A 14,762-nucleotide genomic window follows, 5' to 3' on the forward strand; every position below is an offset into this window, starting at 1 on the left:
GCCATGCACGCTGCTCTTCGATACCGCTTCAAGTGGGCCATCGGGCATTTCCTGGTCAGTGCCCTGATCCTGCTCGTGGTGGGCGGGTTGATCTTCTTCGTCTGGTACCCCCACCCTTACCGGGTGCTGGCGGGCGGCTTGAACCTGTTCCTGCTCGTGGCGGCCGTGGACGTCGTGCTGGGTCCCGTGTGCACCTTCGCGGTCGCGGCCGCGAAGAAGCCGCTCAAAGAGCTGCGCATGGACGTGGCCCTGATTGCGCTCGTGCAGGTCGGCGCCTTGTCGTATGGCGCCTGGACCGTGTTCCAGGCCCGGCCGGTGTACCTGGCCTTCGAGATCGATCGCCTGAGAGTGATTCACGCGATCGACGTCGACCCGGGCTTGCTGGCTCAGAGCGCGCCCGAATTCCGCTCACTGCCGGTTCGTGGCCCCGAGCTGGTGGCGGTGCGTCCGTTTGCCTCGGCAACCGAAAGGATGGAGGTGACGATGGCGGCCTTGCAAGGCGTGGACATCGGTGCGCGTGCCGATCTCTGGGTTGGGTATGACACGCAGACACAAGCCATTCAGTCGGCCGCCCAGCCGCTCAGCGCGTTGCTTGCCGCCAAACCCGAGGCCGCGCCGGTGGTTCAGGCCGGCCTGGCGTCGGCGGGGTTGAAGTTGGACGGCGTGCGCTACTTGCCGGTGGCCAGCCGACATGCGTTCTGGACCGCCATCCTCTCGCCGCTGGATGCACGGCCCGTGCTCTTTCTGCCTGTGGACCCCTATTGAGAGTGAGAGGTCAAGCGGCTGCCGTAAAACTCCCGCTCTTCCCCTCCGCGTTTCTCCACCAGTCGCACCCCCCCCATCACCATCCCCCGATCCACGGCCTTGCACATGTCGTAGATGGTGAGCAGCGCCACCGACACCGCTGACAGGGCTTCCATTTCCACCCCGGTCTGACCGGTGCATTCGGCGGTTGCAAGACAGCGCACGCTGTGGGACTCGGGTTCGATGTCGAATTCCACCGCCACGCGGGTCAGCGCGATCGGATGGCACAGCGGAATGAGGTCGCTGGTCTTCTTGGCGGCCTGGATGCCGGCGATGCGCGCGATGCCGAGCACGTCACCCTTTTTCGCGGTGCCCGCCTGGATCAACGCCAGCGTGGCCGGCAACATGGTGATGCGGCCTTCCGCGACGGCCACCCGGTGGGTGCTGGCTTTGGCCGCCACGTCGACCATGTGGGCCTGGCCCTGGGCGTCGAAGTGAGTCAGGGGAGAGGAAGCTTTTGTATCGGTCATGGGGGCTTGTTTCGCGGGCTTTACAGAACCGTCGGGCGTTGGCGGCATCATACGGGGATGCGTTTTTTACCGAAGTCGCTGCTTTCCCCTGTTCGACGCACCGCCCTGGGCCTGGGCGTGCTGGCCATGGCGTCGATGCTGCTGCCCACACCGGCCTCGATCGCCCAGCCGGTCCGTGACGGCACGTCCACCTCCTCGCTGCCCAGCCTGGGCGACGGCGATGGCATGTCCATCGCGGCCGAACGGCGCCTGGGGGACCGCATCGCGCGCGACATCTACCGCGATCCGGACTACCTGGACGATCCGGTGCTCGGCGACTACCTGCAGGCCTTGTGGCAGCCCCTGCTGGGCGCGGCGCGCGATCGAGGTGACGTGCCGCCCGAACTGGCCGAGCGCCTGGCCTGGGAGCTGGTGGTTTCGCGCGACAAGCGCGTCAATGCCTTCGCCCTGCCAGGGGGGTACCTTGGCGTGAACCTGGGCCTGATCGCGATCACCGACAAGCCCGAGGAACTGGCTTCGGTGATGGCGCACGAGCTCAGCCACGTGTCGCAGCGCCACATCGCCCGCATGATGACGCGCGAGGAGCGCATGGCGCCGTGGATGATGGGGGCGATGATTCTGGGCGCGCTGGCGGCCGGGTCCAACCCGCAGGTTGCGCAGCGCCGCGATCGCGGGCAGCACGGCCGTCGCGGCACAGACGCAGCTGAACTTCTCGCGCGACATGGAGCGCGAGGCCGACCGCGTGGGTTTTGGCGTCCTCACGGGCGCCGGTTTTGACGGCCTGGGCTTCGTGAGCATGTTCGACAAGATGCAGCAGTCCTCGCGCTACGACGACGGCTCGTTCCCCTACCTGCGCAGCCACCCGTTGACGGGGGAGCGCATTGCCGACATGCGGTCCCGGGTGCCCGCCGGGCCGGCCGCGGCGGCAGGCGGCCAGGTGGGCCCGATCAAGGCCACCACGCCGGATGCCAGCGGCGCCACCGCACCGGCCGCTCCCCTGGGCCTGCGTCTGGACCTGCCAGGCGCGCGGGGCGCGTCCAGCGCCTCCGTGGGCTTGCCCATGCCCTCGCGCAGCGTGCACGTGCTGGTGTCGGCGCGCGCCAGGGTGCTGGCGGAGAACGGTCCTGATCGGCAGCGCGCCTGGCTCGCCAATGGCCGATCGGCCAATGCCTCGCCCGGCGACCGCTACGCGGCCGCGCTCTCGGCACTGCGCCTGGGACAGCGCGATCTGGCTCTGGAGCTGGCGCAGCAGTTGCGCACGGCGGTGGCGCCCGAGGCGCGCCCCACGGTGGATGCGCTGCTGCTCGACATCTTGCTGTCGCCCGTCGCGGGCGGTGTGCCTTCCCTGCCTCCCGCGCAGGCGGCCCTGCTGGCGGAACTGCGCGACCAGGCCCTGGCGGGAACCTCCCGCGCCAGTGCCCTGCTCGGTGCGCAGGCCGCGCTGCGCAACCGGTCAGCCGCAGCGCGCGGTCAGCCGCTTGCAGGCCTGGGTGGCGCTGCAGCCGCGCGACGCGGTGGCCTGGCAAACGCTGTCACGGGGTTATGCCGTGCAAGGGCAGACCATGCGCGCCATCCGTGCCGAGGCGGAGGCGCGTGCCGCCCACCTGGACTTCGGTGGTGCGGTGGACCGCTTCAAGGCGGCCCAGGCGCTGCCCGCCGCGCAACGCGCGGACGGCATGGAACTGGCCATCGTGGACAGCCGCCGTCGTGAAGTCGAGGCGCAGTTGCGCGAGTCTGTGCGCGAAGAGAAGTAGGCCCGGTGACGGGCCGACCGATCGGCTCAGCGCGAGCCGATGGAGCGCATGGCGGAACTCACCAGCAGCATCAACGCCGAGTAGATCAACGAGCCCAGCAGCGCGGCCAGGAAGCCGTTGACGCGGAAGCCATCGAGCACACCCGACGCCGCCCAGAACATCAGGGCGTTGATGACGAACAGGAAGAGGCCCAGCGTGACGATGGTGACGGGCAAGGTCAGGATCACCAGGATGGGCCGCAGCACGGCGTTGAACAGGCCGATGACCGCCGCGGCGATCAGGGCGGAGGTGAAGCTCTGCACCTGCACGCCGGGGTAGATGTAGGCCACCACCAGCAGGGCGCAGGCCGCGAGCAGCCAGGTCAGGATGAGTTTCATGCGGACCAGCATAGCACCGGCCGCCCGCCGACATGAAAAAGGGCGGCGCCCTGTCGGACGCCGCCCTGCTGTGTCAGGACCTCGGAAGGCCGGATCAGCCTTCGTGCACCACCGGCGGACGGCGGGAGGAGATCCACTTGCCCAGTGCGAGCACCAACAGCGCACCGACGACGTGGGCCGACCAGTACAGCGTGTCGGAGATGACCGCCATGCCCTTCTCATCCACCGTGCCGAGCTTGGGCATGAAGGTCCACTTGTCGGGGGTGACGAAGGCCGGGTCGGTGACCAGCATGCCACCGGCGATCCAGCCCAGCAGCATGCCGCCCAGGGTGATGATGATCGGGAAACGGGCCATCAGCTTGATGACCATGGTGCTGCCCCAGACGATGATGGGAATGGAGATCAGCAGGCCCAGCACCACCAGCAGGAACGAGTGCTCGCCCGCGTTCTGAGCGGCACCGGCGATGGCGATCACGTTGTCCACGCTCATCACCAGGTCGGCCACGATGATGGTCTTGATGGCGGCGAACAGCTTGTCGCTGCCCTGGATGTCGCCGTGCGCCTCGTCATCGGGGGCCAGCAGCTTCACGCCGATCCACACCAGCAGCAGCGCGCCGACGAGCTTGATGAACGGCACGGTCAGCAGCGTCATCGCGAAGGCGATCAGGATGACCCGCAGCACGATGGCGCCGAAAGTGCCCCAGATGATGCCCTTGGTGCGCTGTGCGGGCGGCAGCTTGCGGCAGGCCAGCGCGATCACGACCGCGTTGTCGCCACCCAGCAGGATGTCGATGATGATGATCTGTCCCAGGGCGACCCAGAACGCGGGCGATGTCAGGAAATCCATAAATTCCTCGTTGTCGTTTGTCCAAATGGGTGGGGGCGCGAGCCGATCTCGTCGCCATCCGCCCGGCCTTCTCTTCTCATGTATCGACCACCATGGTCGATCGGAAGGCGCTGTGTCATCCGCCCGCAATGGCGCAACTGCGCTGGCGAAGGGGATGGACATGCCTTGATCGGCCCATGGGGCCTATCAAAGGTCTTGCTCAGCCCGGCAAGGTGATTGCCGGGCCCGGGTTGCCGGAAGCGGTGGCTTCGTATTGACGACAACCCGAATGTCCAGCGGCAAGCGCTGGAGCGGAGAGCTACTCCCCTTCGAGACCCGCGATTGTAGCGGGCCGTTACCGCGTCCGGTGCCTGGGACGGGTACGCAGTTACCACAAGGCCGGGGTTGGTTCCGGTTGCCGGTGCGTTCATCGAAGGGCCAGACTGGCTATGATCCACACCCCATGGCCGGCATCCACATCACCGACATCGAAGCCGCGATCAACTACTGGCGTGAGCGCTCACCCTCGCCAGACGGTGTCTCCCTGTGCAAGGAACTTCGCGCTTTGGCCGAGGTGTATGCGCTGATGATCTGGTTCCACGAGACCGAGGCCGACGAGGCCACGTTGCCCGCCCGCGCCCGCGAGGCCTGGCTGGCCTGGTACGAAACCACGCCCGACACGCCGTGCATCGCGATCTGCTCGACCAGCCAGGGCGACGAGGTCTGCAAGGGCTGTGGCCGGCGTTTCGACGAAGTGCAGCGCTGGACCGAGATGACCCCCGGTGAGAAACGCGCCAGCTGGCGGCGCATCACCATCGAAGGCGACGCCTGGCGCTTCAACCGCTACGCCGAGCGCGCGCTGGAAGAGCCCGGTTCCGGGCGGTAGTCAGACGCGCCGCGCCAGCTCGGTGGCCTTGCCGACGTAGCTGCCCGGGGTCATGGCCAGCAGGCGGTCTTTTTCGGGCTGGGGAATGTCCAGGCTGCGGATGAGTTCGTGCAGCGCCTCGGCGGTCACGGTCTTGCCGCGCGTGACTTCCTTGAGTTTTTCGTAGGCGCCCGAGACGCCGTAGCGGCGCATCACGGTCTGGATCGGCTCGGCCAGCACTTCCCAGGACGCATCGAGGTCGGCGGCGATGGCTTCCTCGTTGAGTTCGAGCTTGCCCAGCCCCACACCCATCGAGTGGTAGGCCAGCACCGCGTAGCCCAGGGCCACGCCCATGTTGCGCAGCACGGTGGAGTCGGTCAGGTCGCGCTGCCAGCGGCTGATGGGCAGCTTCTCGGAGAGGTGGCGCAGCAGCGCGTTGGCCAGGCCCAGGTTGCCTTCGGCGTTCTCGAAGTCGATCGGGTTGACCTTGTGCGGCATGGTCGACGAGCCGATCTCGCCCGCCTTCAGGCGTTGTTTGAAATAGCCCAGGCTCACATAGCCCCAGATGTCGCGCGAGAGGTCGATCAGGATGGTGTTGGTGCGCGCGACCGCGTCGAACAGCTCGGCCATGTAGTCGTGCGGCTCGATCTGGATGCTGTAGGGCTGGAAGGTCAGGCCCAGACCGAGCGGCTCGGGCTGTTCGATCACGTTGCGGCTGAACGCCTCCCAGTCGAACTCGGGCCAGGCGCTCAGGTGGGCGTTGTAGTTGCCCACGGCGCCGTTCATCTTGCCCAGCAGCTTGACGCCGGCGATGCGGTCGCGTGCGGCGCTCAGGCGCACCACCACGTTGGCGATTTCCTTGCCCACGGTGGTGGGGCTGGCGGTCTGGCCGTGCGTGCGGCTGAGCATGGGCACGGCCGCGTAGGCGTGGGCCATTTCGCGCAGCTTGTCAATCACCGCGTCCAGCGCGGGCAGCAGCACGGCGTCGCGCCCGCCCTTGAGCTGCAGGGCGTGGCTGGTGTTGTTGATGTCTTCGCTGGTGCAGGCGAAGTGCACGAACTCGGCGGCCTTCTCCAGTTCAGGACGCGCTTCGAAGCGCGATTTGATCCAGTACTCGACCGCCTTCACGTCGTGGTTGGTGACCTTCTCGATGTCCTTGATGGCCTGGCCATCGGCTTCGCTGAAGTTCTTTACCAGGCCCAGCAGGTAGGTGCGCGCGCCGGGCGAGAGCGGCTTGAACTCGGCCAGGCCGGCGTCGGAGAGCGCAATGAACCAAGCGATCTCGACCTGCACGCGGCGGTGCATGTAGCCCTGCTCGCTCATGAAGGGGCGCAGGCTGGCCAGGCGGCCGGCGTAACGGCCGTCGAGCGGCGACAGGGCGGAAATGGCGCTGGGGGCGCCGGGGATGGTGTGGGCGGGCGTGGCGGAAGAAGAGGTGGTCGGGCGCATCCCACGATTGTAGGAGGCCCGTCCGGCGGCGGGCCCACCGCCGGGCGCCGTGTCCGCTGTCCGAGGGGGTGCCCCTGGCGCTGGCTAGAATCGTGTTCCCCAGTCCAACGACCATTCCATTCCCCATGAAACTCATCGGCGCCATCACCAGCCCCTACGTGCGAAAAGTGCGCGTTGTCATGGCCGAGAAAAAACTGGACTACCAGTTCATCCTGGAAGACGTGTGGTCCGCCGACACCACCATCATGACCTCCAACCCGCTGGGCAAGGTGCCCTGCCTGGTGATGGAAGGCGGCGAGGCCGTGTTCGACTCGCGCGTGATCGTGGAGTACCTCGACACCCTTTCACCGGTGGGCAAGCTGATTCCCACGCAAGGCCGAGAACGCGCCGAGGTCAAGACCTGGGAAGCCCTGGCCGATGGCCTGCTGGACGCCGCCGTGCTGGCCCGGCTCGAAGCCACCTGGCCCGGCCGTGGCGATGGCGAGCGCAGCGAGGCGTGGATCGAGCGCCAGCGCGCCAAGATCGACGCCAGCCTGAAGTCCATGAGCCAGGGCCTGGGCGAGAAGGCGTTCTGCTCGGGCATCCACTTCAGCCTGTCCGACGTGGCCGTGGGCTGCGCGCTGGGTTACCTGGACTTCCGCTTCGCCAGCATCGACTGGCGCTCGCCGTACCCCAACCTGGCCCGCCTGGCCGAGAAGCTCAACCTGCGCCAGAGCTTCGTCGACACGAGGCCGGCCTAACCCCCCGCGCCGCGCCTGCGGCGCGTCACCCCCCAGGGGGCGATGCCTGCGGCCTGGCAAAGCCAGTTCCGCGGCATCCTGGCCGAAAGCCGCTCACTCCTGCGCTTTCTTCTTCAGCCAGCGCATCAGCCCGCCCAGCACAGGCAGTTTTTCGTACAGCTCTTCCGCCGCGTCCCAATAGTCGCGGTGGTCGCTGACGCGGCCGTCGGGCGCGAGCCGCAGGTGCGAGCCGCCGCGCACCACCTGCTCGGTCACGGTGTCAAAGCGCTGAAAACGAAAGCGGAACTCCCACACCAGAAAACATTGCGCGCCGTCCACCAGCCGGCCCGTGACGATGAAGCGCGGCGCCGTGAGGCTGTCGAACATGTGTTCGAACACGCGTGTGATGGCCGGGATGCCCTGCACCTCGTTGAACGGGTCCTTGAAGCGCGCGTCCGGCGTGTAGAACTCGCCGAGCCGGGCGAGCGAGCCGGGGGAGAGCGACTCGAACCAGTCGCAGAGGTGGTCGATGGCGGCGCGGTGGTCGGTGGACATGAACGGGTTATAGCCCGGTGACGCGGCGCACCGCCGGAAAGTACGCGCGGTAGGGCAGCAGGCGCAACAGCTTCATCCAGCGCGTGAAGCGCTTGGGGTAGTGGATGTCGAACGCGCCCTGGCCCCAGCCGGCCAGCATGGCCTGGGCCGCCTGTGCAGGTGTGATCAGCGCGGGCATGGTGAAGCCGTTGCGGGCCGTCAGGGGGGTGCTCACGAAGCCGGGATGCACCACGCTCACGCCCAGGCCCAGGGGCTGCAGGTCCAGGTACAGCGTCTCGGCGAGGTGGGTGAGCGCGGCCTTGGTCGGGCCGTAGGCCAGGCTCTTGGGCAGGCCGCGAAAACCCGCCACGCTGCTGATCAGGCTGATGTGCCCATGGCCCCGCGCCGCCATCGCGGGCACGGCGGCGTCGAGCACGTGCAGCGCGCCGAGGTAGTTGATGTCGACGTGGCGCCGAAGGTCGGCGAGGTCCATGTCGGTGGCGCGCATCTCGCGGTAGTGGCCGGCGCAGTACAGCACCAGATCCAGCGGGCCTTGAGCGAGGATCTGGTCGGTGGTGCGCATGACCGCGGTGGCATCGGTCACGTCCAGCGGCCAGGCCTGCGCGGCCGGGTGCGCGGCCACGAAAGCGTTCAGCGCGGGCGCATTGCGAGCCGACAGCAGCACCTGCGCCCCGCGCGCGTGCAGGGCCGAGGCGGTGGCTTCGCCAATGCCGCTGGAAGCGCCGATCAGCCACACGCGCAGACCGCGCCAGTCGGTGATGCGGGGGTTCATGGGACCGAACAGCGAGAAGCCGCGCGCACCGCTCGCCGCCCGAGGGGGCGGCATGGGCGCATCGACGAAGGTCCTGGGGGTGCTCATGGCCGGCGCTTCACGAACGACAGCGTGACCTCGCCCAGGCGGATGCCGAACTTGCTCATCGTGGCCTTGTTGAGCATCACGCGGTCGTCCATCAGGTACATCCAGTCGTCGAACTGCACTTCGTAGGTCTTGCCGTCCACCGGTTGCCGCAGCGTGTAGCCCCATCGGAAGGCGTTGCCCTGCTGCTCACCGAGCGCGGTGCCCACCACGTCGTCGGCGGTGCCGCTGAAGCGGCCGTTGCCCAGGTGCTTCATGCGCCACACGCGCTTCTGTGTCGTGCCGTCCGAGTAGGTGAAGGCCTCGTCGAGCACGCCGTCGTCCCCGTTCCATTGGCAGCGCATGACCACGGTGAAGCGTTTGATCACCTCGCCCGAGCGGTCGGTGAAGACACCGTAGGCGTCGAGCGTGCCGTTGAAATAGCTGCGCAGGTCGAGCACCGGTTTTTCGCCCGCGTACTGCGCGATCTGCGGGCCTGCGCAGCCCGAGAGTGCGGCGGCGCCCGCGATGCCGGCGGCGAGCAAATGGCGTCGTTGCATGGCGGTCTTTCAGTTCGTGGACAGGGAGGGGCGCGGTGGCGCTAGCCTTTGCTCGGGCCGGATGATCAGCGCGTACAGCGTGCCTGCGGCCAGCAGCTTGAGCGCGCACGGCAGCAGGCAGTAGGCGATGGTCAGGGTTTGCAGCGCGGTGGGGTCGCGCGTGCCCGGGGCGTAGCCGAACCAGGCCAGCAGCGGCAGGGCGAGACCCGCGGCCAGCGCGAGGTTGAGCTTGGTGGCGAAGTTCCACCAGCCGAAGTACGCGCCCTCGCGTTGGCCGCGTTCACCCAGCCGGCCGATCAGGCCGGCGAGCATCGCGCCGGGCAGGGCGAGGTCGGTGCCCAGCGCCACGCCCGAGAGGGCGCACACGATCAGGAAGGGCAGCACGTCGCCCGCGCCGAGCAGGGCCGCCGAGACGAACACCGCCACCGCCACGCCCATGCCCGCGAGCCAGGTGCGCGCCAGACCGAGGCGGGCGACCAGCCGCACCCAGAGCGGCATGGACAGCGCGGCGCACAGGAAGTAGGTGGCGAGGAAGGCCGGCTCCACCGCCGCCGGTGCCTGCAGCCGGTCCTGCACGAAGAACAGCACCAGCGTGGCCGGCACGGCGCTGGCGGTGCCGTTGATCACGAACACCGCGAGCAGGCGCCGGAACGCGGGTTGCCGCAGCGGGGAGGGGCCACCCGCCGCGGTGGCATGGACCGGTCGAGCGGGCGCGTGGAGCGGCTCCAGGCCCACCAGCCCAGCGCCAGCAGCACGGCGAAGGCCGAGACCGTGGCGCCCAGTCCCAGCGTGGCGGGCAGCACGGCGGCGATCAGCACGCCCAGCAAGGCCAGGCCTTCGCGCCAGGCCACCACGCGGCTGCGCTGGGCCTCGTCGCCGCCCAGGCGCGCGCCCCAGGCCTGGTGCGCCACCGAGATCACGCTGTAGGCGATGTAGGTGAGGGCCATCAGCCCGCCCGCCCAGCCGAGCAGGGTCGCGCTGCCGGCCTCGCGCACGGCGGCCGGCGGAAACAGCAGACCCCACAGCCCGCCTGCGAGCACCAGCGCGGCCCCGGCCGCCGCGCCCAACACCGCCGCGATCGAGCGCGCGAAGAGGCGGTCGCACCAGCGCCCGATCCAGGGATCGAGCACGGCATCGATCAGCCGCGCGGCCAGCAGCACCGCCCCCAGGGCCGCCAACGGCGCGCCGAACGCGCGCGCGTAGTGGTTGGGCAGGATCACGTACAGCGGCAACGCGACGAAAGCCAGCGGCAGGCCCAGCAGGCCGTAGCGCAGCCCATGGCGCCAGGCGCCTGGCCCGATGAAGCGGGCGGCGGGTTCGCTCATGGCGCGCGCGGCGGACCGCCCAGGGACTGGATCAGGGCCTCGCGCAGGCGCGGCTGCGAGGTCCTGGGCGAGAGCCAGATGCCGAAGAACCGGCGCGAGAAGGCGTCGTCGGCGATCTCGCCGAGCCACTGGCCGTTGACGTAGAAGCGCGCGCCGCTGCCCGGCACGTGCACGCCGGTGAGGCGGTCGCCGCGCCGCACCTCGGGGAACAGGGCGCTCATCGCGGCTTGCCAGCGCTGGGCCTGCGCGGGGTCCAGCCGGGCCAGGCCTTTCATTTCCTCGATGGAGCGCTCGGCGATGTCGGCGCCCTTGAAGCCGCGCAGGTAGCTCAGTTCCAGGCCGAAGCGCTGGACTTCGAAGCGCTGGATGTCAAAGCCTGGCGCGACATACAGGCGCGCGTCGTAGACGTCGAACCCCCAGTACCGTAGGCGGGCGCTGCCGCTGAGCGTCTGGTCTTGCAGCGCCGCGCTCAGCATGGGGGCTGGCGCGGGCTGCGCGCTTGCGGGCCCCCCCACCAGCAGCGCGAGGGCCACGGACAGGTGAAGAGGGCGGGTGGGCATGGCGCGGGCCTCAGGCCGGCTTGCGCAGCGTGTACTGCACGACGTCCACGCTCTGCTGCTCGAACGCCGCCTCGCAATAAGCGAGGTAGAACTCCCAGATGCGCAGGAAGCGCTGGTCGAAGCCCAGTTGCAGCACGCGCTCCTGTTCGCGCAGGAAGTCCTCGCGCCAGATCGACAGCGTGCGCGCGTAGTCCTGGCCGAAGGCGAACTCGTCGACCACTTCCAGCCCCGCCTGCGCGGCCTGGGCGCGCAGCTCGCGTGGACAGGGAAGGCAACCGCCCGGGAAGATGTATTGCTGGATGAAGTCCGTGCCCTTGATGTAGCGGTCGAAATGCGCGTCGGCGATCACGATGCTCTGGATGCAGGCCCGGCCACCGGGCTTGAGCAGGCGGGCCACGGTCTGGAAGTAGGTCGGCCAATACGAGCGCCCCACCGCCTCGACCATCTCGATCGAGCAGATGGCGTCGAACGGCGCGTCGGGGATGTCGCGGTAGTCCTGCAGCCGCAGGTCGGCGCGATCCTGGCGGCCGATGGCCTGCAGGCGCTGTTTCGCGAAGGCCAGCTGTTCGGTCGACAGCGTCACACCGACCACCGAGGCATCGAACTCGGTGGTGGCCTTCTCGGCCAGGGCGCCCCAGCCACAGCCGATCTCCAGCACGCGGTCGCCCGGGCGCACACCGGCCAGGCGCAGCGCGCGGCGCACCTTGGCGTGCTGCGCCATCACCATCGGCTGGTCCGGCGTCTCGAACCAGGCCGACGAGTAGTTCATGGTCTCGTCCAGCCACAGGCAGTAGAACGCATTGCCCAGGTCGTAGTGCGCGTGGATGTTCTTGCGGCTGTTGGCCTTGGAGTTGCGGTTGAGCAGGTGCCGCACGCGGTAGGCCAGGCGGCCCAGCCAGGAGCCATAGACCATGTCCTCGACCTCGCGGCGGTTGCGCACCAGCAGCGAGAGCAGCGAGGTGAGGTGCGGCGTGCTCCAGTCGCCGGCGATGTAGGTTTCGGCGAAACCGATGTCGCCCGATTTCAGCGTGGCGCTGCACACGTTCCAGTTGTGCAGCCTCATGCTCGCGTGCGGTCCGTCGGACTGCCCGAAGCGCTGTACCGAGCCGTCGGGCAGCTGCAGCGTGAGGCTGCCGTGCACCAGGCGCTGCAGCAGTTGCAGGACGGTGCGCGCGGCGGCCGGCGTGTTGCGCGGCAGTTCGAAGTCCACGGGGCGGCGGGAGGCGGTGGTGCTGTTCATGGTTGGCGCGGCTCGGCGGTCACGGTGGGCGCCGAGGGCACGGCGGCGGTCACGAAGTCGCCCGGCGCGGGCGGCTGGCGGAAGAACGGGGCCTTCTGCCACCACAGGCGCAAGGCCTGCCAGTGGATGCGGGCGATCACGCCCAGGGTCATGGCGGGGTGGGACCACAGCGCGCGGCGCAGCGTGCGGGCATCGAGCGGCAGCAGTTCACCGCTCACGCTGGTGTTGAGCAGGGCCGCCTCACCCACGCCATCGAAGTAGTCGATGCGCGCCACGGTGCGGGCGGTGGGGCCTTGCGTGCGCATGAAGACGAAACGGTAGCGCCCGCGCACCGGGCAGAACGGCGAGACGTGGAACACCTTGGCGGTTTCGCAGGGTTGCCATAGCGGGGCGCGTCGAGCAAATAGCAATGGCGTTCGCCAAAGGTGTTGTTCACCTCGGCGAGCACCGCGCGCAGCGAACCATCGGGGCGATGGCAGTACCAGAAACTCACCGGCTTGAAGCTGTAGCCCAGCATGCGCGGGTAGGTGTGCAGCCAGACCTCGCCCTGCGCGTCGTGGATGCCGTGCTGGTGCAGCACCTCGTCCAGCCAGCCCAGGCTGTCGGCGCGGCCATCGCCGTGGTCGGTGTCGTGAAAGCTCAGCGCGGCACTTCGGTTGCGCGCCAGCGCGCCGGGGCCGTGCGCGCGCAGGCTGCGCATGGGCAGCATCAGAAAGCAGGTGGCGTAGGCGAACGCGTGGTGCCGGGGCCGGTGGCGCGTGTGGCGCACCTGGCCGAAGCCCAGCTGCGCCACGGCCGCGTTCATGCGAACACCCCGGGAAGCGCGGCCCGGCGCAGCTCGCGCTCGTTGGCCAGCGGCACCAGGTGGTGCGCATCGATCAGGCCACGCGCGGCCTGCAGGCCCGACTTGAGCCCGTCCTCGTGAAAGCCATAGCCGGTCCAGGCACCGGCGAACCAGGTGTGGCGATGGCCCTGCAAGGCCGGCACGCCGGCCTGGGCGCGAATGGCACCGAGGTCGAACACCGGGTGCTCGTAGGCGTACTCGCCCAGCACTTGCGTGGGGTTGATCTCGCGCTGCGGATTGAGCGAGACCACCACCGGTTGCGGCACCGGTAGCGGCTGCAGGCGGTTGATCAGGTAATGCAGGCAGACGTTGGCCGATTCCTGATCGGCGCTGGGCGCGCGCTCGTAGTTCCAGGCCGCCCAGGCACGCGGGTTCTCCGGCAGCACCGAGGCATCGGTGTGCAGCACGGCGCGGTTGGGCTGGTAGCGGATGGCGCCGAGCAGCTCGCGTTCGGCCACCGAGGCCTGATCGCCGAGCAGGCGCAGCGCCTGGTCGCTGTGGCAGGCCATCACGATGGCGTCGAAGCGGTCCACATGGCCGGGTGAGACCACGCGCACGCCCTCGTCGTCGCGCAGCACCTGCTGCACCGGCGTGAGGAGGCGCAGGTCGCCCACCCCCCGCAGGATCTTGCTCACGTACTGGCGGGCGCCCCCCGCGACCGTGTGCCACTGCGGCCGGTTCCTGACCTGGATCAGGCCGTGGTTGTGGCAGAAGCGCACCATGGTGGCGACCGGGAAGGCCAGCATCTGGTCGGTCGGGCAGCTCCAGATGCAGCCCATCATGGGCAGGAAGTACCAGTCGCGGAATTCGGCCGAGAAGCGCTGTTCGCGCAGGAAATCGCCCAGTGGTTGCAGCAGGGGGCTGTCGGGCCGCAGGTCGTCGCCACGTTCGGCCAGGCGGGTGGTGACGCGGTTGAAGCGCGCGATGTCGGCCAGCATGCGCAGAAAGCGTGGGTTGCGCCAGGTTGCGGCGCTGCGCGAACACGGAAGACAGGTCGCTGCCGCTCCATTCGAGCGCGTCGCCGCCGGGCCCGGCACCCGGCACCTGGACCGAGAACGACATGTCGGCGCGGGCGGTCGGCACCTCCAGCGCGGCGAGCAGGGCCAGCAGATTGGGGTACGTGCGCTCGTTGAGCACCAGAAAGCCGGTGTCGACGCCAAAGGTGGTGGGCACGCCATAGGCATCGGTCAGGGTCACGTCCACCGTGTGGGCATGGCCGCCGAAATGGTCGCCCGCCTCGTACAGCGTGACGTCAGCCAGGCCCTGCAAGGTGTGGGCGGCGGCCAGGCCGGCAATGCCCGAGCCGACGATCGCCACGCGCGAAGGCCGGGAGATGGCGGCGCGCGCAGGAGAGACGGAGGTGGGGAAGAGGCCCGGCTGCATGGACGGACCTCACGGCCGGTGGGCCGCGCACCGACGGGTGCGGCGGCCACGGAGGCCAATACAAAAGACTGCGAAGCGCCCCCAGACGAACAAGGGAGGGAGGGAGGAGGAGGAGAAGCGCCTCGGGATTGCAGCCGGATCACGCAGACCCGGAAGGCTTCGCAGTACAAAACGGAAATCGGCGGCCGGCACGCTG

General features: G+C 69.1%; 16 protein-coding genes and 2 pseudogenes. 5 read left to right on the plus strand and 13 right to left on the minus strand.

The genetic code is table 11. From position 1 onward, the window contains the following. Positions 1–3: 3 nt before the first annotated feature. On the plus strand, positions 4–765 hold the full coding sequence (gene tfpZ / locus ACFJGX_RS06010; protein ID WP_382322312.1) for a TfpX/TfpZ family type IV pilin accessory protein: 762 nt from the start codon (positions 4–6) through the stop codon (positions 763–765). Here tfpZ and moaC read toward each other — a convergent pair. Next, positions 759–1,274: a cyclic pyranopterin monophosphate synthase MoaC gene (gene moaC / locus ACFJGX_RS06015; protein WP_382328008.1), complete on the minus strand. Its 516-nt coding sequence runs from the start codon at positions 1,272–1,274 to the stop codon at positions 759–761. The two genes, tfpZ and moaC, sit on opposite strands and share 7 nt — an antisense overlap. A 57-nt stretch (positions 1,275–1,331) precedes the next feature. Here moaC and ACFJGX_RS06020 point away from each other — a divergent pair, with 57 nt between their 5' ends. Both ACFJGX_RS06020 and ACFJGX_RS06025 read left to right on the plus strand, forming a co-directional pair. Beyond that, positions 1,332–2,051, plus strand: coding sequence for a M48 family metalloprotease (locus ACFJGX_RS06020; protein ID WP_382328010.1), 720 nt, complete (start codon positions 1,332–1,334; stop codon positions 2,049–2,051). After that, positions 1,996–2,985 carry a hypothetical protein gene (locus ACFJGX_RS06025; protein ID WP_382328614.1) on the plus strand — a complete coding sequence of 330 codons (990 nt, stop codon included), beginning with the start codon at positions 1,996–1,998 and terminating at the stop codon, positions 2,983–2,985. The genes ACFJGX_RS06020 and ACFJGX_RS06025 overlap by 56 nt, the downstream gene beginning before the upstream one ends. 69 nt (positions 2,986–3,054) lie before the next feature. Here the strand turns inward: ACFJGX_RS06025 and ACFJGX_RS06030 are convergent, their stop codons facing one another. Both ACFJGX_RS06030 and ACFJGX_RS06035 read right to left on the minus strand, forming a co-directional pair. Next, positions 3,055–3,405, minus strand: coding sequence for a phage holin family protein (locus tag ACFJGX_RS06030; RefSeq protein WP_382322309.1), 351 nt, complete (start codon positions 3,403–3,405; stop codon positions 3,055–3,057). A gap of 94 nt (positions 3,406–3,499) precedes the next feature. Beyond that, positions 3,500–4,252 carry a TerC family protein gene (locus ACFJGX_RS06035; RefSeq protein ID WP_382152949.1) on the minus strand — a complete coding sequence of 251 codons (753 nt, stop codon included), beginning with the start codon at positions 4,250–4,252 and terminating at the stop codon, positions 3,500–3,502. Between the two features lie 442 nt (positions 4,253–4,694). Between ACFJGX_RS06035 and ACFJGX_RS06040 the strand changes: the two genes are divergently transcribed. Next, entirely contained in the window at positions 4,695–5,117 is a 423-nt protein-coding gene (locus tag ACFJGX_RS06040) for a DUF3717 domain-containing protein (protein WP_291111565.1), read from the plus strand. On the opposite strand, the gene purB is transcribed toward ACFJGX_RS06040, so the two are convergent. Beyond that, on the minus strand, positions 5,118–6,545 hold the full coding sequence (gene purB / locus ACFJGX_RS06045; protein WP_382328012.1) for an adenylosuccinate lyase: 1,428 nt from the start codon (positions 6,543–6,545) through the stop codon (positions 5,118–5,120). A 125-nt stretch (positions 6,546–6,670) separates the two neighbouring features. Here purB and ACFJGX_RS06050 point away from each other — a divergent pair, with 125 nt between their 5' ends. Next, the gene (locus ACFJGX_RS06050; RefSeq protein ID WP_382322308.1) at positions 6,671–7,285 is read left to right on the plus strand and encodes a glutathione S-transferase N-terminal domain-containing protein; all 615 of its coding nucleotides are present in this window, start codon (positions 6,671–6,673) and stop codon (positions 7,283–7,285) included. Between the two features lie 93 nt (positions 7,286–7,378). Here the strand turns inward: ACFJGX_RS06050 and ACFJGX_RS06055 are convergent, their stop codons facing one another. The 9 genes and pseudogenes from ACFJGX_RS06055 to ACFJGX_RS06095 form a co-directional block, all read right to left on the minus strand. Continuing rightward, positions 7,379–7,819 carry a nuclear transport factor 2 family protein gene (locus ACFJGX_RS06055; RefSeq protein ID WP_382322307.1) on the minus strand — a complete coding sequence of 147 codons (441 nt, stop codon included), beginning with the start codon at positions 7,817–7,819 and terminating at the stop codon, positions 7,379–7,381. A gap of 7 nt (positions 7,820–7,826) precedes the next feature. After that, positions 7,827–8,591, minus strand: a complete 765-nt coding sequence (locus tag ACFJGX_RS06060; RefSeq protein WP_382325777.1) for an SDR family NAD(P)-dependent oxidoreductase — start codon at positions 8,589–8,591, stop codon at positions 7,827–7,829. A gap of 83 nt (positions 8,592–8,674) precedes the next feature. Further along, positions 8,675–9,214: a DUF3833 domain-containing protein gene (locus ACFJGX_RS06065; RefSeq protein ID WP_382152960.1), complete on the minus strand. Its 540-nt coding sequence runs from the start codon at positions 9,212–9,214 to the stop codon at positions 8,675–8,677. A 9-nt stretch (positions 9,215–9,223) separates the two neighbouring features. Next, positions 9,224–9,841: an MFS transporter gene (locus tag ACFJGX_RS06070; RefSeq protein WP_382322306.1), complete on the minus strand. Its 618-nt coding sequence runs from the start codon at positions 9,839–9,841 to the stop codon at positions 9,224–9,226. Beyond that, positions 9,838–10,539 (minus strand): MFS transporter, encoded by a 702-nt coding sequence (locus ACFJGX_RS06075; RefSeq protein WP_382322305.1) that lies wholly within the window; start codon positions 10,537–10,539, stop codon positions 9,838–9,840. The genes ACFJGX_RS06070 and ACFJGX_RS06075 overlap by 4 nt, the downstream gene beginning before the upstream one ends. Continuing rightward, positions 10,536–11,099: a chalcone isomerase family protein gene (locus ACFJGX_RS06080; protein WP_382322304.1), complete on the minus strand. Its 564-nt coding sequence runs from the start codon at positions 11,097–11,099 to the stop codon at positions 10,536–10,538. The genes ACFJGX_RS06075 and ACFJGX_RS06080 overlap by 4 nt, the downstream gene beginning before the upstream one ends. 10 nt (positions 11,100–11,109) lie before the next feature. Beyond that, a complete protein-coding gene (locus tag ACFJGX_RS06085; RefSeq protein WP_382322303.1) occupies positions 11,110–12,339 on the minus strand; it encodes a class I SAM-dependent methyltransferase in 1,230 nt (409 codons plus the stop codon). After that, a pseudogene (locus ACFJGX_RS06090) lies at positions 12,336–13,144 on the minus strand (DUF1365 domain-containing protein). The gene ACFJGX_RS06085 and the pseudogene ACFJGX_RS06090 overlap by 4 nt, the downstream one beginning before the upstream one ends. Then, a pseudogene (locus tag ACFJGX_RS06095) lies at positions 13,141–14,518 on the minus strand (NAD(P)/FAD-dependent oxidoreductase). Before ACFJGX_RS06095 ends, ACFJGX_RS06090 begins: the two co-directional pseudogenes overlap by 4 nt. Positions 14,519–14,762: the final 244 nt, after the last annotated feature.

Source organism: Hydrogenophaga sp. UC242_50 (genome assembly GCF_042697355.1).
Lineage (GTDB): Bacteria > Pseudomonadota > Gammaproteobacteria > Burkholderiales > Burkholderiaceae_C > Hydrogenophaga.